The following is a 25519-nucleotide window of genomic DNA, read 5'->3' as shown; positions in this document are numbered from 1 at the left end:
GCGCTACGCTGCAGGACCTCATCACGTTTTACTCACGTTATTGAACGAAAACCCACGGCAATCCTTGGCATGTCAAAGGGGCCCTGTTGTTCCGCACTCCCCCGGAAACACGCGGTTTTTGACGTGAAACGATCACTGTTGGCATGAGAGGCCTGAGTTTCTCTTGGTCGTGGGTTCAATTCCCGCCCGGGGCACCAAATGGGCCTCTGACCTGCGGTTTTACTGTTTCGGCCAGGTGTGTTGAGGGGCCGAATCACGCTTTGTTCACGTTATTGAACGAAAAGTTGATCACGTTCTTGACATTTTCAGGGTCTATTCCGACTCCATTTGACGTCACGTTTTTGAATTGGTGAGAGGGAATTTGGCGGAAATCCGCGGTTTTTCATACCCTGGTGATTTGAAGCCGTCGCTGCCAACTATTGGCCCTCCGTTCGTCCTACTCACGGATTCGAACGACTTGAGCGGGCAAGGAACCAGCCCGTCGCACCCCGGGCAAGCTGGCGCGGCAGCTCCAAGCCTTCAGCTCACGTAATTCTGCAATCTTGCCTTGAACCAGCGGCCCAGCGAACGAAGACGGCCTGCCCATTCCAGTCGGCCCTTCTTCCGCTCGGCCAGACTGCTAACTCGTCCCGTAGGAGGAACCTCCTGCGGGACAGGATCATGCCAGTTCCTGTCGAAACAGTGCTGGATACTCTGGGTCAGCCAGGTCCAGAGATATTGCCTCGTGCAAGCTGAACCAGCCTATGCCGTCATGTTCGTCCGTTGCTGTGTTGACAATATCCCCAACCCAGTCGTCGACTCGCCATACCTCCAAGACGAGGTCGGAGCTACGTCGCGTATGAACGACGCTGCCGTTAGGCGCGAAAACTGACACGCATAGCTCTTCCTCAAGCTCTCGTACGAGTGCTTGGCGGCTACTCTCGCCCGGTTCAAGGTGGCCGCCCGGAAGGTCCCAGACATTGGGATTCGACGTTTTCGCCGAAGACCGGTGTACAAGGAGAACATGCCCATTGCGCACGAGCAACCCACATGCCACGTGATGCCTCAACGGATTCTCCATGCGGCGATCCTACTAGCAGGCACAGCAACTTGTTGACTCACCCGTAGTCCCGGCGGGACCATTGACTGGAAAACCCAGCATGGATAAGCGAATGAAACATACTAGCTCTAGCAACAAAAAACGTTTTGCTAGTGCTGGCTTCTTCGGTCCTCGGGGTTGTTCTCCGCTCTGGCTTTTTTGTCGAGTGGTGCTCACCACCACTGAATGACACCTGTGGCGAATCAACCAGTATCAGTTCTGACAGCGACGATCCTGACTATTGGACACCCGAACGCTTCAGGGACGTACAACCACTGCCTATGCTGGTCGCGCCGTAGTATGAGAGCCGTACGCCGCCCCTTCAAGTACAAGATGCGAACGAGTTACAGCCATTCGTCCGCGGGCAACCCGTCAATCGCCCGCGCTTGGCGGCAGGTCGTCTCTATCAGCTCTCACCGACGCCGTGTCGATTCGGGGATCGTTTATCAGTTGCCGAAAGATGGGTAGCTCGGCGGCCACGATCAACGAGTCTGGGTATAGCCGTCCACCCCATGCGAGACGCCGTTCGGCATCCCACGAGAACTCCGGAACCCTTCGTCCGGCCCGCACATCGTCAGGTCTGAGGCGTGCCTCGAAGTATTCCTCCCCGAACACTCGCCTTGGCGAGCTGGTGTGTGGTGCATCGGCGTAGCCCATCCAACGCAGACATTGGAGTTCGACAACGCCAATCGCATCACGAAGGGCGTTTGCGGTTTCTACATCCAGCTCGCCCATGCAGGAGACGAGGCGGCGAACGGAAGGCTGTTCCTCGGCGATACGGTCGGTCGCTTCAAACCAATCCAGCGAGGCGGAATGATCTTCTACCGCGACGTACTTGGACCATCGAACAATGTCTTTTCCGTCATCGAGCGCAGGGTCTCGAAAAGGAAGGTAAAGGCGCAGCATCGGTAGGTGACGATGCGTTTCCGGGATGAAATCCCGCGCCTGAGTGGCCCATCCTGACCGTGCCAGACCCGTGCTCTCCTCGCCCATCCTGACATCATAGCTGGGCGGGCGTGTCATGTTCAGAAGGCATCAACACAGATGGCTCCGTGCTCGATCCGTCAGCCTCTGTTCTGGGTGTCATACAAACGGCCAGCAAGCGGGCCCAGAGTCAACTCGGACGTCGCACGGAGTTCACGGAGTCTTTAGGCACGAACCTCGTCAAGCATCCGCTTCTGATGACCCTCCACGACGGCCCGGTCAGGTGGACGCTTCGACAGGGTCTCCTCCATGGACATTGCCATCACCTCTCTAGTTTGGGTGTCTTCAAATGACTATTGAACCTGTCATCCGCACTAGGAATGTTCTTTGTGTACTCCTTGGACCAGTTCCCGGTCTTGTCGCCGGCCTCGAACAGCAGAGTTCGTTGAATCACTACGCCACACCTGTCACAACCTGAGATATGACATCAACCATGCCGGTGAACCTGCAACGGCTATCACGCGAAGGAACGGAACCAAGGGACCCAGTAGTCCCGCACTCCCCCGGGACACGCGGGTTCTGACCGCCGACGATGGCCGCTAGCATGAGACGCTTGAGTTCCTGTTGGCAGTTTGCTCACGGGCGCCCCCTGTATGGGAGCGAGCCGTTAGATGCCGCGGCGTCTGGCCCGCGGGAATCTAAACTCTGACACTGCGTTCGCCTTCCCTGCGGGCATCGGCGATCAACCGCGCCACCTCGGCGCGGCGTTTGCGATGTCCGCGGACCCGACCAGCAGCCAGCAGCAGTGTTCCGGCCGCGAGCAGCAGCTGGGCCCAAGGAATGGCCGGGACCAAGACATCGACGCGCAGCGTCTCAGGGGCGGGCATCACTGCTTCCGGGTTGTCGGCGGCAGCGGGCACCTGCGCATCGAGTTCTACCGCCACAGGGGCCACGAACACCGGCCACACGTCATCCAGCCGGACGTTCACCTGGTGCACCTGTCCAGGGAGCAGCTCCATTCCGGCAGAATGGGGCACGCCGGACCCTATAGCGCCGGCGGCGGTGACAGCATCCGCGAGCTGAAGCCGGGTGTTTCCCGAGTTTCGAACCGTGTACTGAACATCCATGGATCCCGGGGAGAAAGGATTCCAACTCATGCTGTAGGCAGCTGCAACATCCTCAATCACGGCAGAGGGGGCAAGCTCACCGGTGGTCCGCAACAGGATCTTGAATCCCATCCGGCTCTCCACGTGCAATTGGTCGCCGCCTTCTGTGGTGCCGTTGCTGATGACGGAAGCAGCGAGGCCGGCGGCATGGTCACCCGGGGTGGCGTTGTCTGGCACGGTGATTGAGTAGGGCACCACCACCGTTTGTCCGGCAGCCACCTTGACCCGTGCCGCCACATCCACCCACAAGCCGGCGCCTGTGTTTTGCTCCGCGGATTCCAGCATATTGAAACGGCCCGATGACGTGTAGTAGCCGTCCTTGGCTGTGATCCGGAATGTCGCATCAACCTCGCCCAGGTTCTGCACGGCGAGGTACTGGTGCACCACAGCGCCTGGGTCTGCCTCCAGCTCAACCCAACTCCGCCCGTCTGGGCCGGCAGCAGTCGCCGTGCGGACGGACCAGCTGACAGGCGCATCCTTGGGCCATCCGTCCTGGGCATGGGCAGCAGCCGGCCAGGACAGCAGGGCAGCGATCATCAACAATGCACAGATGGCGGCAAATGCTGGGGCACACGTTCTGGCCGGATGCGTTCTCATGGTGGATCCTGCTTCTTGTTGCGAGTAGTTGTTGGATGCAGCTGCGTGCTGGTTAGCGGCAGGAACTGGCACCGTAGCCAACGGTTGTGGTGCCTGCCCGTGGCGTTCCCTGGGCGCTGCTGCTGTGTACCGTCACGGTTCCAGCGACTGTTTCCTTGCTTCTAGTGCTGAAGGTGTGGAACGCGTTCTGTCCCGGCCGCACCCCGGAGACGAAGCGGCTGCCGAACCCAGTCTCAATCACCAGGTCCACAGGCACGGATTCTCTGTTGACCACAGTCACCGCTACCACCACCTTTCCGGCAATGCAGCGTGAGGCGACGGAGAGATCCAGCTGCGGGGCATCCAGTCCGGTGATACGGACCAGGTTCCTGCCCTTGATGGCGTAGACCTGGTTGCGCTCATCCACAGCCACCCGGGGCACCCCGTACCAATCCGCCGCGAGGCCTTCCAGCAATACCTCCGTGGCATGGTTGGACTTCGTGATCCGGAAGAAGGCGGCGCTCGTGATGCCATACACCTGGCCTTGGATCACCGAGAGCGAACCCCAGTTGGGCATGAGGGCGGGGTACACCGCCGAATGGACCACCTGATGCGTGGCAAGGTCAACAATGTTCAGCTTGCCCTTGAATCCCAGGGCGTACAGCAGTCCGTCGTTGACCACCAACCCGCACACCGCATCCGGGGCGTCCTGGAACGTCACACGCCACAATTCAGCTTTGGTGTTCAAGTCCCAGGCGAGGACCTGGCTGCGTCCCACGGCCTCCCCTCCGAGGAATAGCGTGGACCCGGACTGGGCGATGGTCCGCACCTGCTGCTTGTCCTTGAAGGGGTCGGCATGGAAAGTCTCGATGGCAGATGTTGCGGGGTCAAAAACCGTCAGGGCACCATAGACATTGGCATCCGAACCGCTGCCGAAGTAGAGCCTGGCCCGATCCGGATCCCAGAGCACATCATGCGGGCGGTTCTGGGATTCGGGCAGCAGGGCCAGCTGATGCAGCTCGTAGTTGCTGCCGTTGGGGTCGTAGGCCATGATGCCCTTGCCGCTGTACTGGGCTGTGTAGAGCATTCCATTGACCAGCACCATGTCCTTGGCCTCATCGGTGCCGATGACATTGCGGACCTCACCGGTGGACAGGTTGTGGCGGGCCACCGCGTTGGTGCCGCCAACATAGACACTTTCGTTGCCCGCGGCGATGGACATGGCAAGTTGGGCGCCCACGGGCGCACCGGCCACGATGAGATCGTGAACCTCGGAGGCGGACGTTGCCGGATCTATTTCCACCACCAAGCCAAATGCGGAGACGACCACCAGCTTGCCCTGGTAGGGGAAGAGGCCCCATACCGCTCCCAGTGTGATGCTTGGATCGTTTACGCCCCTGAACTTCGAAGTGACCGGGTTGTACTCGACCACTCCGGGACCGCCGGCAAAGTACAGGAGCCCGTTCATTTCCTTGGGCAGTTTGCCCATGCTGAGGGGTGAGCGGAGCACCTTGTAGGCGGCGGGTTCAGCCATGTCCATGATGGCGCCAATGGATCCGTTGACCAGGACCAGTTGCTGGCCCACCTGGGTGATGTCGCGGATCTCGCTGGTCGTGGCCAGTTCCGCGGGAAGGATATTGGTGGGCACACCGGTGGCACGGTCAATGCTGTAGAAGCCAGCGGCGGCGGCGCCCGTGACGGGGTGCCGCGCCCTGAGCCCAAAGTAGACGGTGTCTTCGGTGGCATGCAGGGAGCGGCCGTACTGGCCGTTCGCATCCGGCAGAGCCAAGACGCTCAGGATTCCGGTGACAGGATCGTACTGGCGCACCTTGGGCCCGGTCTCGCGTCCGCCGATGAACACCACCCCATCCGGTGCGATGGCCATGGTGAAGGGCTCAAGGTCCACCACGTGCGCCAGCGCTTCCATGGGCCGCCCCGGCGCGTTGAGATCGATCCGGAAGAGCCGGGCGTCGATCCCGCCAATGCGTGCACAACCGTAGATGTAGCGGCCTGTCGGGTCCGCGGCGAGAGCCTGGGTGGTCTCCCCAAACACTTCGGTGACGCTGGTGACCTTGCGTGTGGGCACATGGAAGCCCACAACTTTCATGGGCTCAATGTTGCGGGTGGCCAGATAGAGCGTGTCCCCCACCATGACACTGGACATCATGGTGAAGTTGTCAATGCCGGAGCCCAGATCCGTGAGCTGTAGACCCCCGGCCGTTTGGGCCTCCGCAGCCATGGCACTTCCCGGCCCGGCCATGAGCAGGCCAAGTGCGCCGATCGTGCCTAGCTGCAGCAGGTGGCGCCGTTTGAGTGATACATCATTGTTCATCAAATCTTCCGTCCCTCAGGTAAGTCAAAAATGTAGCTAAAGTTCGACGGCGGTCCGCACCCGGGCGTGCCGGCTGCGGACCGCCGTCGGCTGTTGTTCGAATCGAACTACTCGAAAAGAGAGAGCGTCAGCGTGGCCTTGTAGTTCCCCGGGGTCACAGTGGCTGCAGTCTTCAGGGTCAGGTCAGCTGTCGCGGACCACTGGGAGTTGCCGTCGACCGCCCCGGCCGAATCTGCCGTGATGGCAAACAGCTCCTGGTCCACTAGGCCCACGGCGTCATCTCCCTGATCCAGCACGGTGTCCACGGCGTCACCTGGGGCAACCAAACCGGCGTCGTCCCCGCCCAGCAAGCGCGGCTCCCATCCCAAGTTTCCGGCAGCAATCCCGGCCTGGCCGGCGTCGCCGTTAAACCCGGTGGAGGAGCCCAGAACATACCAGGCCGCACCGTCGGGAATCTCCGCCGCGGTGCGGGTGTCGGCGATGGTCACGGTGGGTAGGGTGCCGGTGAACGTGCGGGTCAAGTCCGTGGAGCCGTTTTCCACCAGCGCTGTGGAGGCGCCATCCACGGTCATGGCGAGGACTCCCGGGGTTGTCAGTGGAGCAATTTCTACGTTGACGCCAATGGTGTTGTCGCCGAGATTCTCTTCTGCGATGGCCGCGCTGGCAACTCCAGCCAGCAGGAGCGTGCCTGCGGCGGTGAGGGCAAGGCGGGTGGTTGTTGACTTCTTCATGGTGGGTCCTTTGTCTGGAAGTTCGGCTAGTTGGCCGAGTAGGTAACGGTCTTGGTGCTCGTCACGGGTAGCCCGCCAACCTGAACGGTTGAGGCTACGGTGACCTCACCGGCGGGGATGACCAGGGCGCGCACCGTGAAGGCGTGATACGCCTTCTTGCCCGGCTCCACGCCGACGAAGCGCTTCTCGCCATACGCCGTAGTGATGACCAGATCGACCGGGACGGTCTCCGAGTTGGTGGCTGTAACCGCCAGCATGGTGTTGCGACCCACCGTGCGGGTGCCCACTTGGACGGCAGCCTGCGGGTAGGAAGGAACCTCAATCCGGACCAGGTTGCGCCCGCGCAGCGAGTAGATGTTGCCGGCCTCGTCATTGGTCAGGTGCGATCCGCTGTACCAGCCGCCGGCGGTGTCAGCCAGCACGGTTTCCACGGCGAAGGTCAGGGGGTCGAAGCGGAACACATTGGTGTCCGAGACGCCATAGACCACGCCGTGATTGGTGACCATCGCGCCGAAGCCGTAGGACAGGGTCTTGATACTGACCTGGTGGATGGTTTGGCGGGTGCGCACGTCAATCACGGTGATGGTGCCCTTGCGGGAGAGGGCATACAGGTTGTGGCCCTGGATGGCCAGCGCCGCCGTGCCGGAGTCCTGCGGGGTGATGCGCCACAGCTCTGCGCCTGCCACGGGGTTGTACGCCACGATGGTGCCGCCGTCGGCAATGGCCGGCCCGCCCCCACCCAAATAGGCCACGCCTCCCTGGGCCACCACGGCCCGCAGCAGCTGGGTGTTGTCGATCGGGTTGATGAAGTGCTTAGAGGCACCGGTCGCCGGATCGTGGCTCCAGAGCGAACCGCCACCCTCGGTGTCGGCCTGGGCGGCCACCAGGACCAGCTTGTTGGTGGCGTCCCACGTAACATCCAGCGGCCGGTTCTGGGCTTTCGGGAATGCGGCCACCTGGCGGATCGGCAGCCCATCGTCGGGACTATATTTCCAGATGCCTTGGCCGCTGTACTGGCCGGTGTAGAGCGTGCTGCCGAGCATGATGGCGTCCTTCGCCTCGCCGGGCGCTCGCAGGTAGGTGACTGGCCCTCCGGCCATGGAGTGGCGAGCTACGGCGCCGTTGCCGCCCACGTAGATGTAGCCGCCGCCAGCTGCCATGCCCATAGCTGCCTGGGGCAACGCTTGTGCACCAGCTTCCACCAGGTCGGTGGAAGCTGTACTTCCCGTTGCAGGGTCGACGGCGGCAACGAAACCAAATCCCGACGTCACCAAAACCTGACCATCCGCGGCATCGACGCCCCAAATTTCACCCAAAGCCGGGCCGGTGTACGGGACGGCCGATATTTGGTTGCTGGACAACTTGTACTGATACAGGCCAAATTCGTTGGCGAAGTAGACCACATCGCCCGATCGTGCAAAGTTCTTGGCCGTCACGCCCACCGAGGTGGCGATTTGGTAGCTTACGGGGTTGGCGGGATCCATGGCCGCCATTTTGGCAGGATTCGTGGCGGCAGCGGTGCCGATGATGAGCTTGTCCCCGAGGATGGCCAAGTCGCGGATGCTGGGATCGTTCTCCATCTCAGCCGGTGTCACCCGGGAATGCGCCCCGGTGGCACGGTTGTAGGCGAAAAGGCAGGCGCGGCTGGTGTTTCCGCCGCCGCCAATTGTGCTGCCTGCCCCGAAGAAGACAGTGGTGTCAGTGGCGGCGACCGCACGGGCCAGTGTTGCGCCAGTGTCCGGGATACCCCGACTGACCACCGCCCCTGTGGCGGGATCATACTCCCACAGTGCAGGCGCCGTGCCGGAGCCCCCACCCACGGCAAAAACATGACCGTCCGGGGCCACACTGATGTCACGCACGTCTCGGTCACCCATCGTTCCGATGGCCACGGCAGGTTTACTCAGATCCGCGAGGTCCCAACGGAACAGATTGGCCTGCGGGCCGGTGGTCTTCTGCAGCACGCCGGCGTATAGCGTGGTGCCGCCAGTGTCAACGGACAGGGTCTGGATGGTGTGGCCCGTGGCCAGTTGGGTTTGGCCCACCACTTTGCCGCTGGGAAGATCCAGAGCCAGAATCTGCACCGGTTCAACGTTGCGTGAACCGATGAACAAGGTATTTCCCACCAGCTGGGCGCTCATGAGGGAGAATTGCACCACGGCGGGACCTAGGTCGATCACTACCGTCCCGTCCTCCGCAGGACTGGACCCTGAAATAGTCTGCGCCGAGGCGGACCCTGCGGCCGCGGCTGCGAGCAGGGCGCTCAGCCCCGCGGCGCCGCCGGCCTTGATGACTGTGCGGCGTGACAAGAATGAATTCTGCATTGAATTTCCTTTGCTTGGAGGCCTTGATCGCCCTAACGCCATTCATGTCCCGTCCAGGGGAAAGCGTTCTCCAGAAGTATGACGTAGCTCACCCCGAGCGTGTCCAGTTAATTTGCTCAAATGAACAGCAAATGAACATACGTGGAAGGTCGTGAACGCTGATGAAAGCATCGCAATGTTCTCGGGAAGGAATGTTCTAAGCACGGGAATAGATACGGCCCCCAGCGCGCTACCTACTAGTGAGCCGAGCAGCATGTGCACATATTCGCCGTGCGGTGTCTCGGCAGTCCACTTTTCATCGTCAGGGTCAGGAACCATCCATGTCACAACCCCACACAACTGCGCCTGAACGGCTGTCAGCGCGGGACCGCACCACCATTACAGTGCTGCTGGTTTCGGCGTTCGTTGTGATCTTGAACGAAACCATCATGAACGTGGCCCTGCCGCGCTTGATGCACGAGTTCGATGTCTCAGCGTCCGCCATCCAGTGGCTGGCAACAGCGTTTATGCTCACCATGGCGGTGGTGATCCCCGCAACGGGCTATCTGCTCACCCGTTTCCCCATCAGGACAGTTTTCATCCTGGCTATGGGCCTGTTTTCCGCCGGAACACTCCTAGCCGGGCTGGCGCCGGGCTTTGAGGTCCTGCTACTGGCACGTGTCATCCAGGCATCAGGTACGGCCATCATGATGCCCCTGCTCATGACAACCATTCTGGACCTGGTGCCATCCCACCGCCGTGGTGCCGTGATGGGCAACGTTTCGATTGTGATCTCCGTGGCCCCGGCCATTGGCCCCACACTGTCCGGCATCATCTTGCACTCATTGTCCTGGCGCTTTATGTTCTTGTTTGTGCTGCCGATCGCCGTGATCGCACTGGTTCTGGGCTCCCGGTTGTTGCCCACTGATTCCGGGCGGACCGCCTCCAAGCTCTCCATCCCCTCCGTGCTGATCTCCATCCCCGCGTTTGGTGGCCTGGTGTACGGGCTCAGCGGCATTGGTTCAGTTGATCCCGGTACCCAACAGCTGGCCGTCGTGGCCCTTGGTGTGTCGCTGGTTTCGCTGCTCGGCTTTGTGCTGCTGCAGCTCCGCCTGCAGCGCAACGACGGCGCCCTGCTGGACATGCGCCCGTTCGTTTACCGCCAGTTCACCCTTGCCCTGGCCTTGATGGTCATGGCCATGGTGGCCCTGTTCGGTGTGATCATCCTGCTGCCAATGTACTTGCAAAACGTGCGCGGCCTGGAGGTCCTCAATACGGGGCTGCTCATGCTCCCGGGCGGGCTGCTCATGGGCCTGTTGGCACCCTTCGTGGGAAAACTTTTCGACAAGGTTGGCGCCCGTCCGCTGCTGATCCCCGGCGGGCTGCTCCTCTCAGCGGTTCTATTCGGCTACACCCGGCTGGATGAGAACACCTCGCTGCTTGTCATTGTGGGCCTGCACCTGCTGATGTCCACGGCATTGGCGTTTATCTTCACCCCGGCCTTCACGGCTGGGCTGAACCCGCTGCCGCATTCACTGCACTCCCACGGCTCTGCCATGCTCTCCACTCTTCAGCAACTGGGTGGGGCAGCCGGCACGGCCTTGTTGATTGGTGTCATGACAGCCGGAACGGTGTCAGCGGCCGCGGCCGGCAAGGATGCCATTGCGGCACAGGCCAGCGGCTTCAGCAGCGGCTTCATGGTGGCGGCCTTCGTCTCGCTGGGAATCGTGGTGATTGCCGCGTTCATGGCACCGGCCAAAAAGGCCAAGGCCGAAGCAGCCCTGGACAACCAGGAGCAGGCCAGCCAGAAAGTTCACTAGCCACGCTTTTGGGCTCGTGACTGCGCAGATAATGCCCTCAAGATATGGTCTTGAGGGCATTATCTGCGCAGTCGCGGCGGGTTGAAGGCCGCTACGGGATGATGCCTACGCGGACATGGCCGCCGGTGGTGGCCTCCGCTATGGCTGCATCCAGCTCATCCAGCGGGAAGCTGGTGCCAACCAGCTCGGCGAAGGGGTAGGCGCAGTGCCGCTCCTCCAAGTAGGCGACCGCGTCGATGAGGTGCTGCGGCGCGTAGTTGTGCACCCCGCGGATGGTCTTCAATCCGCGAACCGCAGCCTCGGGGTCAAGCTGGACCCGGCCCGCCGGGTGGACGCTGCCCACAAGAACCGCGACGCCGCCAATGTCCAGGCAATCGATCGCCTGGGCCACGGCCGCCGACGATCCGGAGGCCTCAATGGAGACGTCCAGGCCGTCGTTGAGGCCTAGGCGCTCACGTACAGCTTCGAGGGAATCGGGCATGCTGGCGGGGCTCATGGGGTCCACAGTTTCTAGGGCACCAAACCGCAAGGCATTGGCCCGCCGGGCGGGGTCGGGATCGGACACAATCACGCGTGCGCCCCTGTCCGTTGCTGCTGCGGCCACAGTGAGCCCCACGAGTCCTGCGCCGGTGACGAGCATGGTGGTCCCGGCAAGATCCATGATGGACGCAGCGGCGTCGATGGCCGCAATGGCTGTCGCCGACGCACAAGACAACGGTGCTGCGATTTCACGCGGCATGGAATCGGCCACGGGAACAATGGTTGTGCCGGAGCGCAAATGGACGTGGGTAGCGAAGCCGCCACTGAGTTCCCAGCCGTGGCGCACTTGCTCGTGGCCGTACTTGGCCAGCTGGCGGCACTTTTGCGTGATGCCCTTCAGGCACCGATCGCACTTCCCGCAGCTGACCATGACGGACCAGATCACGCGGTCCCCGATGGCCAGCGGCTGGCCGTCGGCGCGGAGGGCGTTCTCCCCCACGGCGACAACCCTGCCGACTTGTTCGTGTCCCAGCACAAGGGGCGTGGGGGCGCTGCGGCGGCCGTGGACGGTGTGCAAATCGGAGCCGCAAACGGTTGCGAACTCCACCTCGACCAGCGCATCTCCGGGAGCCAGGTAGACCTCGGGCACAGCCATGAGCTGGTGGTTGGCGCCCTGCTTGATCCACGCCATGGCTGTGGGCGGCGGCGAGAGAGTCACGCGTGTGCCCTGGCAGACGGTTGCCGCTGAGTAGCTCATCGAAACACCCGGCGCATCCACATCGCCAGGCCTTCAACCACCAGAACGGTTACCAGGATCATCAGGACAATGGCCGTGACCACGCCGTACTTGGAGCCCTGGCCGGCGTTGAGCAGGTAGTAGCCAATGCCACCGCCGCCCACGATGCCAAGGATGGTTGCCGCGCGGACGTTGGTGTCCAGCAGGTAAAAGGTGTGGCCAATCAAGGACCGCACACCCTGCGGGAAGGTGGCGCCGGCAAAGACCTGCAGGCGGGTGGCGCCCGTGGCTGCCAAGGCGCGTTCCGGGCCGGGGTTGACCTCCTCGAAGGAGTCGGCAATGAGCTTGCCCAGCAAACCCACACCGCAGATGGCCAGGGCCAGGGTTCCGGCCTGGCCGCCCAAGCCAGTGACAACAATCAGCACGATCGCCAGGATGACTTCAGGAATGCCGCGGATGACCACCAGGATGAAGCGGCTGGCGCTACGAATGAAGCCGTTGGGTGCAACGTTGCGGGCAGCCAACGAACCAATCACCACCGATCCCACCAGCGTGAGCAGGGTGGCGGCCAGGGCGATGGCGATGGTCTTCCACATGGCCTCCAGCATGGTGGCGACCTCGTAGTTGCCGAAGCTTGGCGGCCAGAACTGCCCGGCGATGGCGGGGACCTTGCCCCAGAAGGTGATGAAGTCGCTCCACTGGATGTCGCTGACCAGGACGCTGCCAATCACCACCAGAACGGAGGTGACCCCCCAAACAGCATTGCGTCGTCGAGCTTTGGTCCACGGGCGCACCAACGCCTGCTTCGGGTTGGCGAAAGCCACGGCGTTCGCCATGGTCTGTTGTCCGGACTTCTTGCCGAAGCGGCGGACAAGCCTATCGCCCATGCCGCGGCCTGTGGGTGCGTGGCCCAGCATGACCGAGCGGACGGAGCTGGAAATGACCTCCATGAGGACACACAGGGCGAAGATGACAATCGCGTAACCCATGCCGAGTGAGTAGTCCATGCCCTTGAAGGCGTAGGACATTTCGCGGCCCAGGCCAATGATGCCCACATAGCCCAGGATGACCGAGCCGCGGAGGTTGATGTCGTTGCGGTGCAGCACGGTGGCCACCCAGGACGGCAGGACCTGCGGCAGGATGCCTGAGACGAATTCCTGCGTCTTGGTGCCTCCGGCGGCGCGGATGGCCAGGCGGGGGCCCTCATCCACCTGCTCGATGGCGTCGGCGAACATCTTGGAGATCATGCCCACCGAGTGGATGCCGATCGCCATAATGCCGGGCAGCGCGCCGAGGGAGAACATGAGGACGAAGACCATGGCGAGGACGACGTCGGGCACGGCCCGGGTGAGTACGCCCGTGAACCGGCCAACCCAGCGCCAGGCCGGGCCCGGGGTGGTGTTGGCGGCGGAGAGCATGGCCACGGGCACCGAGAGCACGGCTGCCAGGAGTGTGCCGCACAGGACCAGGCCCACGGTGAGGGCTGTCAGGTGGAGCAACTCCCCCAGCGGCGGAAAGGTCACGCCGCCCACCCTGGCGAAGAAACGTTGGGCGTTATCCATGCTCTCAAACATTTTCGGAATCGAGATGTCGATTGCGGCAAGGGCCTGGATGGCTATGACCAGAAGGACCACAAGGGTGATCGAGGCGCTGATACGTTCGGGCGATATTTTGCGTTTGGGGGCTCGGGCGGCGATGCCGCTAGATGCGCCGGGGGTCAGTACTGTGGCGGTCATGGGGCTTCGTGCCCCGCTGATTCCTGTGCCAGATCGCGGGCAATGCGCTCACGGTGGCCGGGGGTGTCCAGTTCCTCGGCGATGGCCTGGAATTCGCTGGTGATGGTGGCCACCTCAACCTGTCCGTAGATGCCCATGGCCTCTTCGCGGGTCATGTCTTCGGTGACCGTGTTCAGCACGACCTTGCCGTGGCGCAGGCCAACAATCCTGTCCGCCCAGGACAATGCCAGATCCACCTGGTGCAGGCTGCACACCACGGTGAGGCCCTTGCTGCGGGCGATGTCGCGGATCAGGTTCATGACCTGGTCGCTGGACTCGGGGTCAAGCGAGGCCACGGGCTCGTCGGCCAGCAAGAGTTCCGGTTCCTGCATGAGGGCACGGGCAATGGCAACGCGTTGCTGCTGCCCGCCGGAGAGAGTGTCCGCGCGCTGGTAGGCCAGCTGCAGCAGACCAACTGTTTCTAGGTGTTCAAGGGCCGTGAGGCGGCGGGCCTTGCCGTAGCCAAACAGGCCAAGGCGTGGTCCGCGGACCGCCGCAAGCGAGCCGGTCAGCACATTTTCCAGCACCGTCAGTGAGGGCACCAATTCAAATTGCTGGAAGATGAAGCCGACGCGGCTGCGCAGGCGGCGTAGCGAACTTCCGGTCAGGGTGGAGAGTTCCGCCCCGAGCACCTGAACCTGGCCGGAGGTGGGAACCTCCAGACCGTTCAGGTGGCGCAGCAGGGTGGATTTTCCGGAACCTGAGCGGCCGAGCAAAACCACGAGTTCTCCGCGGCCTGCCTCGAAGCCGACGCCGTCGAGCGCCAAGTTCCCGCCGAAATTCTTGGTGAGAGCAGCTACTTTTACTGTCCTGTCGCGTTCCATGCCGGCAGTGGCAGATGACGGCAAGCTTTGGGGATGGCCCATGGTTTTACTCCTAGTTTCCAGTACTTACTTTTTTGCCTGGCACTGTGTTGCGTTGGTGGTCTTGCAGATGTCGCGGATGGTGTCGTAGTAGGAATCCGTGACGGGCTTGGTCTCGTGGAAGACGCTGCGGAACGCTTCCGAATCGGCGTTCTTGATGCCGGCTGCGATGATCTGCTCGATCGAGACTTCCTTGAGGGTCTCCGTCAACTTGGACTGGAGGTCCGCAGGCAGGTCAGAGGACATGACAACCGGGGCACCGGGAACCTTGGTCTCGCCAATGACTTTCACCTTCTCGCTCTTGACAACTTCGCTGTCCTCGGCGAAGCCGGCTTCACACTCGACGCCTTCGGCGGTCTTCTGAACGCTCACATCGTGCTTGCCAGCGAAGACCGGTGTGATGTCCTTCTTGGGGTCAATGTCAGCCTTGAGCAGGTTGTAGCTGGGGAACAAGTAGCCGGAAGTCGAGGAAGGATCCACAAAGCAGATCTTCTTACCCTTCATGCCGGCGATGTCCTTGATGGGGCTGCCCTTGGGCACGATTGCCTGGGAGAAGTAGCCGGGCTCGGCACCCTTCTCGGTGACGATGGAGGAGATGGGGGTGAGCTTGGCGCCCTGGTTCACCGCGGTGACGTAGGTGAAGCCTGAGAAGGAGGCGACGTCGATCTTGCCAGCGTTTGCTGCTTCGATGAGTGCGGCGTAGTCGGTTGACTCGTGGTACTCAACCTTCTTGCCGGTCTGCTTTTCGATGTAGTCCATCAAGGGGGTGTAGTTGGTCTCGGTGTCCACCGAGTCCGGGACCACACCAAAAACAAGGGTGTTTGCGTCAACGGCAAACTTTCCGGCCGAGGCTCCTGCGTTTACATCGGTCTTGGCGGAGTCGGCGGGAGCCGAACAGGCAGCAAGTGAACCGGTCAGGAGCGCCATGCTCAACATGACTGTGGAGACAGAGCGGCGTGAGAGTTTCATTGTGTGATGGAGCCTTTCAAAGTCTGCATGCCGCAGGGATTTTCCCTGAGCGGCCTTCAAAAGGTTATGGAACACTTACTAACGGTTGACCAACTAGAGGCCACCTGTTCGTGAACATTTGTTTGAGTGGTGTTCATGTAGAGACAAGTGGGAACAGTGGGGCGGCGTGGGTGGGCGGCCCACCCACGCCGTGGGATTTTGGCAACAGGGCAAGTTGTTCATACAAGTGCGCACAGATGGTGGCGTTTCTCCCCCACCAGCCTGGTTCAAGGTCCGTGAACCTGGTTCCCTCCCGCACCAAGTATCTGCAACCCAGCTCCAACACCGGATTCGCGTTGCGGTGTCCCCTCGGCTTCATCGAAAGCCACCTCCGGCGTGGGCCGCCGGAATCCCCGGGTAATGCACAGCAGATAGACGACGCCGATCAAGGTCCACACAATGCCGACTTGCATGGCTAGCGGCGCCAGATTGGCCCAGAGGTAGGCATTGATCAGGAACCCAACGCCCGGCGCCACGACCCAGCCGGTCGTCGACCGCCCGGACCGTTGGCCCCTGCGCCGGAGGTGGAACGCGATGACAGACAAGTTCACGAAGGCGAAGGCCGTGAACGCACCGAAGTTAATGAGCGACGTTGCCGAGTTCAGGTCCAATGTCAGTGCTGTCAAAGCGATCACCGCGATGGCGAGAATATTCAGCACTGGTGTTCCAAACCGCGGATGCACATAGCCGAAAAATCGTTTGAACAGGATCCCGTCCCGTCCCATCGCGAACAGCAGGCGGGCGGCACTTGTCTGTGAGGCGAGGCCCGAAGCCAGTACTGAACAGATCGCACCGACCAGGAAAATTGTTTGGAAGGCAACCCCGCCAATGAACAACGCAATGTGCGCGGAGGCGCTCTCCGTTTCCGTGGTGATGCGTTCCAAGGACGCCAAGTCCGGGACGAGGGTCTGCATGACGTAGGTGACAGTGACGAAGAAGAGAGCCCCGAGTGCCGCCACCCACATGATCGCCCGGGGCATGTTCCGCTCGGCGTTGATGGTCTCTTCTGACAGGGTCGTGACAGCATCGAAGCCCAGAAAAGCCAAGGCAAGCACCGACGCGCCGCCGATCAGGCCTGCCGTGTCCATATCCATGGCGTAGAAGGGGGCAAGGGAGAAGTGCAGGGCACTATCCGAGAGGATTGCCCTGAGGGTGAGGCCAATGAAGGCGACCGCCACGAGGGCCTGAAAAACCACCATGACCATGTTGGCGGAAGCACTGATCTTCACACCCACAATGTTCAGCAGGGTGACGACGACGATGAGGCCTACAATCCAGACCCAGCCGGGGACCTCGGGAAACTGGGCGGAGAGGTAGATCTTCGCCAGGAGGGCATTGATCATCGGCAAGAACATGTAGTCCAGCAACGCCGCCCAGCCAACCAGGAAACCCACGCCCGGATTAATCGTCTTGCGGGTGTAGGTATACGCCGATCCGGCCGAGGGGTAGATCCGTACCATCTTGGCATAGCTAAAGGCCGTGAAAATCGCCGCGATCGTGACGATAATGTACGACGCCGGGACGTGGCCGTTGGTCGCTTCGGTGACGATACCGAAGGTATCGAACACAGCAAAAGGTGACATATAGGCAAGGCCGATGAAAACTATGTGTCGCAGCTTCAGCCGGCGCTGCAGTGTTCCTGGTTGCGGTGACATCTTGTCGCCTTTCATAACTGGGTGGTCGCCGAAGGGGTTACTGCGAAAAGGCGCTGGGGTCAGCGGGCAGTGCGGGTTGTTGTTGGGTGATGCAGTGGATGCCGCCTCCGCGGGCAAAAAGTGGCCGGGCGTCCACGGTGACGACCCGGCGGTTCGGGTAGCATGCGCGGAGGATTTCCACCGCCGCCTGGTCCGCACCATCGTCGAAACTGCACGCGATGACACCCCCATTGACCACCAGGTGGTTCACATAGCTGTAGTCGACGAATCCCTCCTCGTCCCGCAGGGTTGCGGGTGCGGGCATTTCCACGATTCGCCAGGGATTCCCGTCGGAGTCCCTGGTACTGGCGAGATGGTCAATGATTTCTGCACAGATCACGTAGTCCGGGTGTTCCGGGTTCGTTTGCCGGTGCACCAGCAGGACGCCGGGGGAAGGGATGGTCGCGACGATGTCCACGTGACCGCGGGTGCCGAAGGTATCGGAGTCGCGGCTGAGGCCGCGCGGCAGCCAGATCACGTTGTAGGCTCCGAGGGTCCTGGCCAGTTCGGCCTCGACGTCGGCCTTGCTCATGCCGGGGTTGCGGAACGGGTCAAGCTGAACGGTCTCCGTGACCAGCACGGTGCCCCGGCCGTCAACGTGGATGCCGCCACCTTCGTTGACCAGTCTCGAAGGTACCGGCATGGCTCCGGCGCGGGCTGTCACTTTGGCCCCGATCAGGGTGTCCTTATCCCACGAGGCCCAGTCCTGCTGGCCCCAGCCGTTGAAAACCCAGTCGACGGCGCCGAGCCTGTTGCCGCCGTCGTCCATCACAAAGGTTGGCCCGATGTCCCGCATCCAGGCATCGTTCAGCGGCGCCTCAACGATCTGAATCTTGGCCGAGAGATAGTCCCGGGCAACCGCAGCGGCGCTCGGGTCAACCACCATGGTGACCGGCTGGAACTCAGCCGCCGCGTGAGCCACCGCGGCCCACGTTGAGCGTGCTTCGTGAGCTTGGGCTGCCGTCTCGCCCAGTGTGTAGCCGGCTACGGGGAAGGCCATCCAGATACGTTCCTGAGCTTCGGTCTCCGCCGGCATCCGCCAACTCATGCTCGCCCCTGGCGCGCAAATTGGCTCTCATGGCTGCCGTGCGGCTGCAAAATGTTCACCGGTTCAGTCAGGCGCGCGTAGGTGTCGGGGCGCCGGGTGGCCAGGAAAGGGAAGAGATCAAGCCAGTCTTTGCGCTGGTCAAGGTCCAGATCCGCCACCAAGACGGCGGACTCGTTGCGCGGCGCTTGGACCAGGATCCGCCCGTACGGGTCGGAGATAAATGAGGAGCCGTAGAAGCTCACGGCTCCTTCGTTGCCATAGCGGTTCGGTGCCACCATGAACAGTCCGTTGGCGATCCCGTTTCCAACGATTACCTGCTGCCACAGCGGCTGCGTGTCAAAGTCGGGATGGGCTGGTTCTGAGCCGATTGCCGTGGGGTAGACGAGCAGTTCCGCCCCGTCCAATGAGTAGAGGCGGGCGACCTCGGGAAACCACTCATCCCAGCAGGTGGGCATGCCCAGGCGGACTCCGTTGAGGTCCTCGAGGCTGTACACCGGGTACGGCGCCTCGCCGTCGCCGCCGCGGAAGTACTTGTCCTCGTAGTAGCCCTCGGTGACCGGGATGTGCAGTTTCCGGGTTCGGCCCGCGAGTTCCCCGGCCGGCGAGACCAGGATGGCGGTATTGAATCCCAGCCCGTCTCCGGCCTCGGCCCTTTCATAGAGGGATGCATGCACGTGGACGCCGTTGGCCCGCGCCGCTTCCGCGGCGAAGGCAAAGGTGGGGCCGGTCGTCAGATCCTCAGCGGTGTTGCCCGGCGCCGACGTCGGAATGGCATCAGCCGGATAGCGGGACAAGGTGAGTTCGGGCAGGAACACAATCCTGGCCCCAAGCCCGGCGGCGCGGGCAATGCCCTGGCCCAGTTCGGTGCGCAGTGCAGCGGCATCAGCTTGCCATCGGTGTTGCACAACACCAACACGCAGCGGGATACGGCGGGGTTCATTGACGCGGGCGAACGAGGTTGGCGGAACAAGTGCGGTCATTTCGATCATGCTGGTGCTCCTGCGGAGTCGAGGGAAAAGAGAGGTGGATCACATAAAACGAATTGCATTCGTTTAGTATGGAGCCAATGGCCACAGGATGCAAGGTCTTGGCCCCGTAATTGGTAGATTCAACTCTGATACCCCCAACGGTAAGCAATTGCCGTTGGCCAGGAACCTAGTCAAGGAGAGCCATGGCCCGCCCGTTGATGCCCTTGTTATCTGTGGATCGAATCGCCAACGGCGCCTTGGAATTGGTCGACCGCGACGGGGAGTTCACCATCCCCGCCCTGGCCGCAAAGCTGGGAGTCCGGCCGTCCTCGCTCTACAACCACGTTTCTGGGCGAACGGAAATCGTCGAACTCATGCGCGGCTTGGCCTCCGATCACATTCGCCTGCCACGCCACGATTCCGACTGGTACGCAACCATCGCCGAGACCTGCCGCCAGTACCGCAACAGCTATGCCCGCCACCCCAGGCTGATACCGTTGCTGACCGCATATCCGGTTTCCCACCCGGCCACCACCCGGATGTACAACCTCATGGCTGAGGTGCTCACGGAGGCTGGGTTTGATCCGGCGGAAGTGTTGAAGGCCATCACCACCCTGGACAGCTTCGTGCTCGGCTCGGCGCTGGATGTTGCCGCGCCGGAAGTGGTGTGGACGCCGGGAGACCAGGCCGAACCCGCCTTGGCAGCCGCCCTGGCCACGCCACCTCCGGGCACGCAGCAGCGTGCGGATGAAGCGTTCGAATACGGGTTGCAAATAGTGATGAACGGGTTGGCTCGGCGGCTGGCGGAGGTTCAGCTCTTTCACTAGCCGTGTAGCGTCACCACCGCAAGCCGATTGGCAGCAAAAAGTGGTGTTTGCTTTGGTCGTCTAACAAAGCAAACACCACTTCCATTGCCAGCGGGCACCAGCCTGCAGGAGGTAGCTTGTGAAAAGCTGTTGGGCAACCCCGGCATCTCCACGACCATTACTCCATGACCATTGGCCAGCGGACTGTGCCTGGACGTGGGCACGGGAAGCGCCCTGGCCGGCTCCCTGCTGGCACAAGGGACCATCTTGGCAACCGCGGCCAGCCAGGAATGGACAGTCGAGGGGGAGGTGTAGCCCGGCCCTAGTCCCCCGCAGGGACAACGAGAAGGTCAAAGAAGCTGCGCAGACCTTGGGCCACATCCAGGGTTTCCGGCGCCAGCAGCCATTGGGTTTGGAGGCCATCCCACAGTGCCACGAGCTGTACTGCCGCTTGTGCAGGGTCAACACCGGGGCGCAAGCGGCCGTCGCGCGCCAATACCGCAAACTGGGACGTGTAGCTGGCGCGCAATCGTGCAAACCGTTCCGTGAAGTAGTGCCGACCGGGATGGCCTTCCGTTACGGATTCGGCGCACAGCACGGTGTACAGCTCAATGACCCCGGGGATGCCCTCGTTGTAGAGGGCGGTGCGGAGCACCGTGTCCATAAAGTCGTCGCGCGGCTCTGCGGGCATGGCTGCGGTGATCTCGTCCCGCCGCTCAAGCACCGCCATGAGGAGGGCGCTCTTGGACGGGAAGTGGTGCAGGAGGCTGGTCTGGCTCATGCCGGCGTGGCCGGCCACGTCTTGCAGTGAGCCCCCACGGTAGCCCTTGGCGGCAAACACGGCATGGGCGGCGTCAAGGATGGCACGGCGCCGTTCCTCGGACTTGGCGTAGGGCCCCCGGCGTCCCGGCCTGCCGGCATCTGATGTGCTCATGACAGGAGAGCCTACCGGAGCGGCCGTCACACAAACCCCAAACACGAGTGATCGTTCGTGTTTGGTGTTACGCTGGCCGCAACGAAGGAGCAAACCACCCATGATTCCCACCGCCGCCGCGGACGCCAGCTACATCACCGATCAGGGACCAGGCACCGGCAGGCGATGTCCGGCCCGCTCATGGCTGCACAGTGATGCTCCCTCACTACAGCTCAACGGCGAATGGGCGTTCCGCCTGTTGGCTGGGGCGCCTGGCACACCGGGTGGCCGCGGCGTACTCCCGGCCGGAGAGCCGCCGGAGGGTGTTGCCGATCCGGACCTTGATGACACGGACTGGGACCGGATCACTGTGCCTGCCCATTGGGTCCTGGAGAACGACGGACAGTACGGGCGCCCCATCTACACCAACGTCCAATTCCCCTTTCCCATCGATCCGCCGCACGTCCCCGATGAAAACCCCACCGGAGACTACCGCCGCACCTTTGACCTCCCCGCGGAGTGGTCAAGCGCGGAGCGGATTGTGCTGCGCTTTGATGGAGTGGAATCACGCTACAAGGTGTGGGTCAACGGAATCGAGATTGGTGTTGGCACCGGCAGCAGGTTGGCGCAGGAGTTCGACGTCAGCGATGCCGTCCAGCCCGGCTCAAACCTGGTGGCGGTCCGTGTCCACCAGTGGTCGGCTGGAAGCTACCTCGAAGACCAGGACCAGTGGTGGATGCCGGGCATTTTCCGGGATGTGACGCTGCAGGCCCGCCCGGCGGGAGGCATTGACGATCTCTGGCTGCGGACACACTTCGGCAGCGACGGGGCGGGAGTCATCGACCCGGAAATCACTGCACTCCCGGCGGCCTTTCCGATCCGTTTGTCAGTTCCGGAGCTTGGCCTTGATGTCCAGTGGCACTCCCCCGAGGATGTGGCACCCGTGTCCATTCCCGCCGTCGAGCCGTGGTCAGCTGAGATCCCCCGGCTGTATGCCGCCACGGTATCCAGTGCGAGTGAGGGCATTTCAGTGAATCTCGGTTTCCGCACGGTGGAGATTGTGGGTGATCAATTCCTGGTCAACGGCCGCCGGGTGGTCTTTCATGGCATGAACCGCCATGAAACCCATTCCGAGCGCGGACGCGTGTTCGACGAGGATTTTGCCCGGGCCGACCTTGCCCTGATGAAGCAATTCAATGTCAACGCGATCCGCACCAGCCACTACCCGCCACATCCGCGCCTCCTGGATCTGGCCGATGAACTAGGTTTCTGGGTGATCCTGGAGTGCGATCTGGAGACTCACGGCTTCCATCAGAACGACTGGGCCAACAACCCCAGCGACGATCCCGCCTGGCGCGAAGCCTTCGTGGACCGGATGGAGCGCACGGTGGAACGCGACAAGAACCACCCCAGCATTGTGATGTGGTCCCTGGGCAATGAGTCGGGCACCGGCGCCAACCTTGCCGCAATGTCCGCCTGGACCCACGCCCGGGACACGGGCCGACCCGTCCATTACGAGGGCGACTACACGGGCGCCTACACCGACGTCTACTCACGCATGTACTCCTCCATTCCGGAGACCGATTCGATCGGCCGCAACGACTCCGGCTCCCTGCTGCTTGGCTGCTCACCGGCTGAATCGGCCCGCCAGCGCACCAAGCCGTTCATCCTGTGCGAATACGTGCACGCGATGGGCAACGGCCCGGGCGCCATGGCCCAGTACGAGGATCTGGTGGACCGCTACCCGCGTCTGCATGGCGGGTTCGTCTGGGAGTGGCGCGATCACGGCATGCGTGCCACTACTGCCGACGGCACGGAATACTTAGCCTACGGCGGGGACTTCGGCGAGGCGGTCCACGACGGCAACTTCGTCATGGACGGCATGATCCTCTCCGACTCCACCCCCACACCGGGCTTGTACGAGTTCAAGCAGATCGTGGCACCCATCCGCTTGTCCTTTGAGTCAGCAACGTACGACGGCGGAACGCACCTGAGCGTGACTGTCACCAACCTGCGGCACTCGGCCGACGCCTCGGACATTGCCCTGCGGTGGCGCACCGAGGTGGCTGGGATGCCGCATGAATCCGGCTCCCTGAATGTGGCTGCCTCCACCGGCGGGCCTTTGGCTGCGGGAGAAACTGTGCGCATGGCACTGCCCCGGCTTGCTGAGGCGGCTGACGGTGAGCTATGGCTGACAGTGGAGGCGGTTCTGCGCCACGACACGGCGTGGGCCAAGGCTGGGCATAGTGTCTGCGCTGCCCAGCATGACCTTTCGTCAAGAGCCGCGCCAACTGGCCAGCAACGTGGACCCCGTCCCGTGCCGGCCGGGTGGGCGGGGGCAGCCACATCGTTGGCCGTGGCCAGTGGCACAGTGTCACTGGCCACGGCACTTTTTGAGAACGGCCGGCTGGTCTCCCTGGCGGGGCTGCCGGTCTCCGGGCCGCAGCTGGAGTTGTGGCGCGCCCCCACGGACAACGACAAGGGTGCGCACTTTGGCAGCTACAACCAAACGGACCCCTGGCTGAACAATGGCAACGGAACCCCCGCCCCGTCCAATGAAACAGTGTGGCGGGCCGCGGGCCTTGACCGGCTCACGGCCCGCGTGGAAAAGATCGCCGCCGATGAGGCAAACGTCCTTGTTCAAAACCGCTATGCCCCGGCCGACAGCCGGCACTGGGTGTCCGTCCAAGAGCACTGGCAACTGGCGGACGGCGAACTCTGGTTGCGCGTGGACATCGCCCCCAGTTCCGGCTGGGACATCGTGTGGCCACGGGTGGGTGTCAGCTTCGCGTTGCCCTCCACGGTGGACGGCGCCAGCTGGTTCGGTGCGGGACCACGGGAGTCCTACCCGGACAGTACTCATGCAGCAACGATTGGACGCTATACGGCGAGCATTGACGATCTGTCCGAGACCTATTCAATGCCACAGGAAACCGGCCACCGCAGCGCCATCCGGACACTGGAACTTAGCAGCGCCGGTGAACCGTGGCTGGGACTCCGTGCCATTGCCGATTCCCAGGGCCGGCTGCCGGGGTTCACACTGTCGCGGCACACCTCCCACCAAATCACGGCTGCGGCCCACCCCCATGAACTACCCGCCAGCCGGCACAGTCACCTCTACCTGGACGCCGCCCAGCACGGCCTGGGGTCGCGCTCCTGCGGGCCCGATGTGTGGCCAGACTACGCCCTTCGCCCCGAGGCCCGCACGCTGACGTTGCGGATTGCTGCGGCGCGCTAGGGGATGAACCTAGCTGAAGGTCTTGCCCAACAAGTCAACGAGCTGGGTGGAGCTGTAGTAGTCAAGGCGGAACGAGGTGGGACCCATGGCGTAGACAGAGCCGGACTTGACCGAGGGTAGGTTGGCGAGCACCTTTTCGCTTTCAAAAGTCTTCACGAGCGAATCGTCGGCGCTGAGCAGGAACACGGTGTTGCCATTGGCTGCCTTGGTCAGGTTCTCAAAGGAGACGAACGCAAAGTCTTGGCGTGCCTTCTCGCTGGTGTCCAGTCCTTCGGGGACGTCGGCAATCTTGAAGCCCAAGGACTCCAGGACGGCCGCGTGACTGCCGGTCTTCTTGGCGATGCCGTTGTCCTGGCCCGCGCCGTTGAAGCTGACAATGTTGGATTCGCCCGCAGGCAGCTTGATCTTGGCGGCTACGTCCTTGACGTGGACGTCGTAGTTGGCCACGGCGGCACCGGCAGAGCTCTCAGTTCCGGTGGCCTTGCCCAATTCCAGGGCCAGGTCCTGCCAGGACTGGCTGCCATAGTTCACCACAATGGTGGGGGCAATGGCGCTCAGTTCCTTGTAGTGATCGGCCGCACTGTCAGCACCCGAGGTGGACACCACAATCAAATCGGGGGCCGCGGCCACCACTGCTTCAAGATCGAACTCAAGGTTGGGGTAGAGCACGCCCACGTTGCGCTCGGTGGCCACATCGGCCCACTGGGAGAAGAAGCCCTGCTTGTCGGTGATATCGCTGGGGTTGGTGGCCGCCGAGGCGGTGACCGGGGCGTCAATGGCCAACAGCGTGCCCGTCACGCTCAGTGAGGTGGAGGCAATGTTTTTGGGCTTGGCGGGGATGACTGTTTCGCCGGCCTCATGGGTGATGGTGCGGGGCCATGACGCCTCACTGGCCACGGCGGTGGCGCCGGCATTGGCGGTGCTGGCCTCGCCTGCCCCGGAGCAGCCACTGAGGGCTATGCCGGCCGCAGCAAAGGCTGCGAACAGGGGAAGGATGGTGCGCTGGAACTTCACAGTAACGTCTCCTCGAAGGGTGGTGCGTGATGGGACTGATGTGTCC

The 25519-nt window shown here is 62.6% G+C and carries 19 protein-coding genes; 4 read left to right on the top strand and 15 right to left on the bottom strand.

The features are described 5' to 3' along the window. Nucleotides 1-658 precede the first annotated feature (658 nt). The 6 genes from ACX80Q_RS10985 to ACX80Q_RS10960 all read right to left on the bottom strand — a co-directional run bounded on the left by ACX80Q_RS10985 (nucleotide 659) and on the right by ACX80Q_RS10960 (nucleotide 9131). A complete protein-coding gene (locus ACX80Q_RS10985) occupies nucleotides 659-1060 on the bottom strand; it encodes an NUDIX domain-containing protein (RefSeq protein WP_459330572.1) in 402 nt (133 codons plus the stop codon). Between the two features lie 390 nt (nucleotides 1061-1450). After that, nucleotides 1451-2071, bottom strand: coding sequence for a hypothetical protein (locus tag ACX80Q_RS10980; protein WP_459330571.1), 621 nt, complete (start codon nucleotides 2069-2071; stop codon nucleotides 1451-1453). Nucleotides 2072-2700: 629 nt separating this feature from the next. After that, nucleotides 2701-3765 carry a COG1470 family protein gene (locus ACX80Q_RS10975; protein WP_459330570.1) on the bottom strand — a complete coding sequence of 355 codons (1065 nt, stop codon included), beginning with the start codon at nucleotides 3763-3765 and terminating at the stop codon, nucleotides 2701-2703. A 52-nt stretch (nucleotides 3766-3817) separates the two neighbouring features. Further along, complete coding sequence (locus tag ACX80Q_RS10970; RefSeq protein WP_459330569.1) at nucleotides 3818-6076, bottom strand: NHL repeat-containing protein; 2259 nt, start codon at nucleotides 6074-6076, stop codon at nucleotides 3818-3820. A gap of 107 nt (nucleotides 6077-6183) precedes the next feature. Next, nucleotides 6184-6807 (bottom strand): hypothetical protein, encoded by a 624-nt coding sequence (locus ACX80Q_RS10965; RefSeq protein WP_459330568.1) that lies wholly within the window; start codon nucleotides 6805-6807, stop codon nucleotides 6184-6186. A gap of 26 nt (nucleotides 6808-6833) precedes the next feature. Next, complete coding sequence (locus ACX80Q_RS10960) at nucleotides 6834-9131, bottom strand: outer membrane protein assembly factor BamB family protein (RefSeq protein WP_459330567.1); 2298 nt, start codon at nucleotides 9129-9131, stop codon at nucleotides 6834-6836. 320 nt (nucleotides 9132-9451) lie between these two features. On the opposite strand from ACX80Q_RS10960, the gene ACX80Q_RS10955 reads away from it, so the two are divergent. Further along, nucleotides 9452-10930, top strand: a complete 1479-nt coding sequence (locus ACX80Q_RS10955) for a DHA2 family efflux MFS transporter permease subunit (RefSeq protein ID WP_459330566.1) — start codon at nucleotides 9452-9454, stop codon at nucleotides 10928-10930. A 91-nt stretch (nucleotides 10931-11021) separates the two neighbouring features. Here ACX80Q_RS10955 and ACX80Q_RS10950 read toward each other — a convergent pair whose 3' ends face one another. The 7 genes from ACX80Q_RS10950 to ACX80Q_RS10920 form a co-directional block, all read right to left on the bottom strand. After that, complete coding sequence (locus tag ACX80Q_RS10950; RefSeq protein ID WP_459330565.1) at nucleotides 11022-12167, bottom strand: zinc-binding dehydrogenase; 1146 nt, start codon at nucleotides 12165-12167, stop codon at nucleotides 11022-11024. After that, nucleotides 12164-13882, bottom strand: a complete 1719-nt coding sequence (phnE, locus tag ACX80Q_RS10945; protein ID WP_459330564.1) for a phosphonate ABC transporter, permease protein PhnE — start codon at nucleotides 13880-13882, stop codon at nucleotides 12164-12166. The genes ACX80Q_RS10950 and phnE overlap by 4 nt, the downstream gene beginning before the upstream one ends. Further along, on the bottom strand, nucleotides 13879-14787 hold the full coding sequence (gene phnC, locus ACX80Q_RS10940) for a phosphonate ABC transporter ATP-binding protein (protein WP_459330563.1): 909 nt from the start codon (nucleotides 14785-14787) through the stop codon (nucleotides 13879-13881). The genes phnE and phnC overlap by 4 nt, the downstream gene beginning before the upstream one ends. A 24-nt stretch (nucleotides 14788-14811) precedes the next feature. Further along, nucleotides 14812-15753, bottom strand: coding sequence for a phosphate/phosphite/phosphonate ABC transporter substrate-binding protein (locus ACX80Q_RS10935; RefSeq protein WP_459330562.1), 942 nt, complete (start codon nucleotides 15751-15753; stop codon nucleotides 14812-14814). A gap of 266 nt (nucleotides 15754-16019) precedes the next feature. Continuing rightward, nucleotides 16020-17462: an APC family permease gene (locus tag ACX80Q_RS10930; protein WP_459330561.1), complete on the bottom strand. Its 1443-nt coding sequence runs from the start codon at nucleotides 17460-17462 to the stop codon at nucleotides 16020-16022. Between the two features lie 22 nt (nucleotides 17463-17484). Further along, nucleotides 17485-18534 carry an agmatine deiminase family protein gene (locus ACX80Q_RS10925; protein ID WP_459330560.1) on the bottom strand — a complete coding sequence of 350 codons (1050 nt, stop codon included), beginning with the start codon at nucleotides 18532-18534 and terminating at the stop codon, nucleotides 17485-17487. Beyond that, nucleotides 18531-19523, bottom strand: coding sequence for a nitrilase-related carbon-nitrogen hydrolase (locus ACX80Q_RS10920; RefSeq protein ID WP_459330559.1), 993 nt, complete (start codon nucleotides 19521-19523; stop codon nucleotides 18531-18533). Before ACX80Q_RS10920 ends, ACX80Q_RS10925 begins: the two co-directional genes overlap by 4 nt. Nucleotides 19524-19705: 182 nt before the next feature. On the opposite strand from ACX80Q_RS10920, the gene ACX80Q_RS10915 reads away from it, so the two are divergent. Then, complete coding sequence (locus ACX80Q_RS10915; RefSeq protein WP_459330558.1) at nucleotides 19706-20329, top strand: TetR/AcrR family transcriptional regulator C-terminal domain-containing protein; 624 nt, start codon at nucleotides 19706-19708, stop codon at nucleotides 20327-20329. A 171-nt stretch (nucleotides 20330-20500) separates the two neighbouring features. After that, nucleotides 20501-20623, top strand: coding sequence for a hypothetical protein (locus ACX80Q_RS10910; RefSeq protein ID WP_459330557.1), 123 nt, complete (start codon nucleotides 20501-20503; stop codon nucleotides 20621-20623). Between the two features lie 7 nt (nucleotides 20624-20630). Here ACX80Q_RS10910 and ACX80Q_RS10905 read toward each other — a convergent pair whose 3' ends face one another. Next, on the bottom strand, nucleotides 20631-21242 hold the full coding sequence (locus ACX80Q_RS10905; protein ID WP_459330556.1) for a TetR/AcrR family transcriptional regulator: 612 nt from the start codon (nucleotides 21240-21242) through the stop codon (nucleotides 20631-20633). 100 nt (nucleotides 21243-21342) lie between these two features. Between ACX80Q_RS10905 and ACX80Q_RS10900 the strand changes: the two genes are divergently transcribed. Then, complete coding sequence (locus tag ACX80Q_RS10900; protein ID WP_459330555.1) at nucleotides 21343-24459, top strand: glycoside hydrolase family 2 TIM barrel-domain containing protein; 3117 nt, start codon at nucleotides 21343-21345, stop codon at nucleotides 24457-24459. Nucleotides 24460-24468: 9 nt separating this feature from the next. Here the strand turns inward: ACX80Q_RS10900 and fepB are convergent, their stop codons facing one another. After that, nucleotides 24469-25473, bottom strand: a complete 1005-nt coding sequence (gene fepB / locus ACX80Q_RS10895; RefSeq protein ID WP_459330554.1) for a Fe2+-enterobactin ABC transporter substrate-binding protein — start codon at nucleotides 25471-25473, stop codon at nucleotides 24469-24471. Nucleotides 25474-25519 lie beyond the last annotated feature (46 nt).

The sequence above is a fragment of the Arthrobacter sp. HLT1-20 genome, from assembly GCF_054510895.1.
This window is presented reverse-complemented; position numbering and strand designations above follow the sequence as displayed.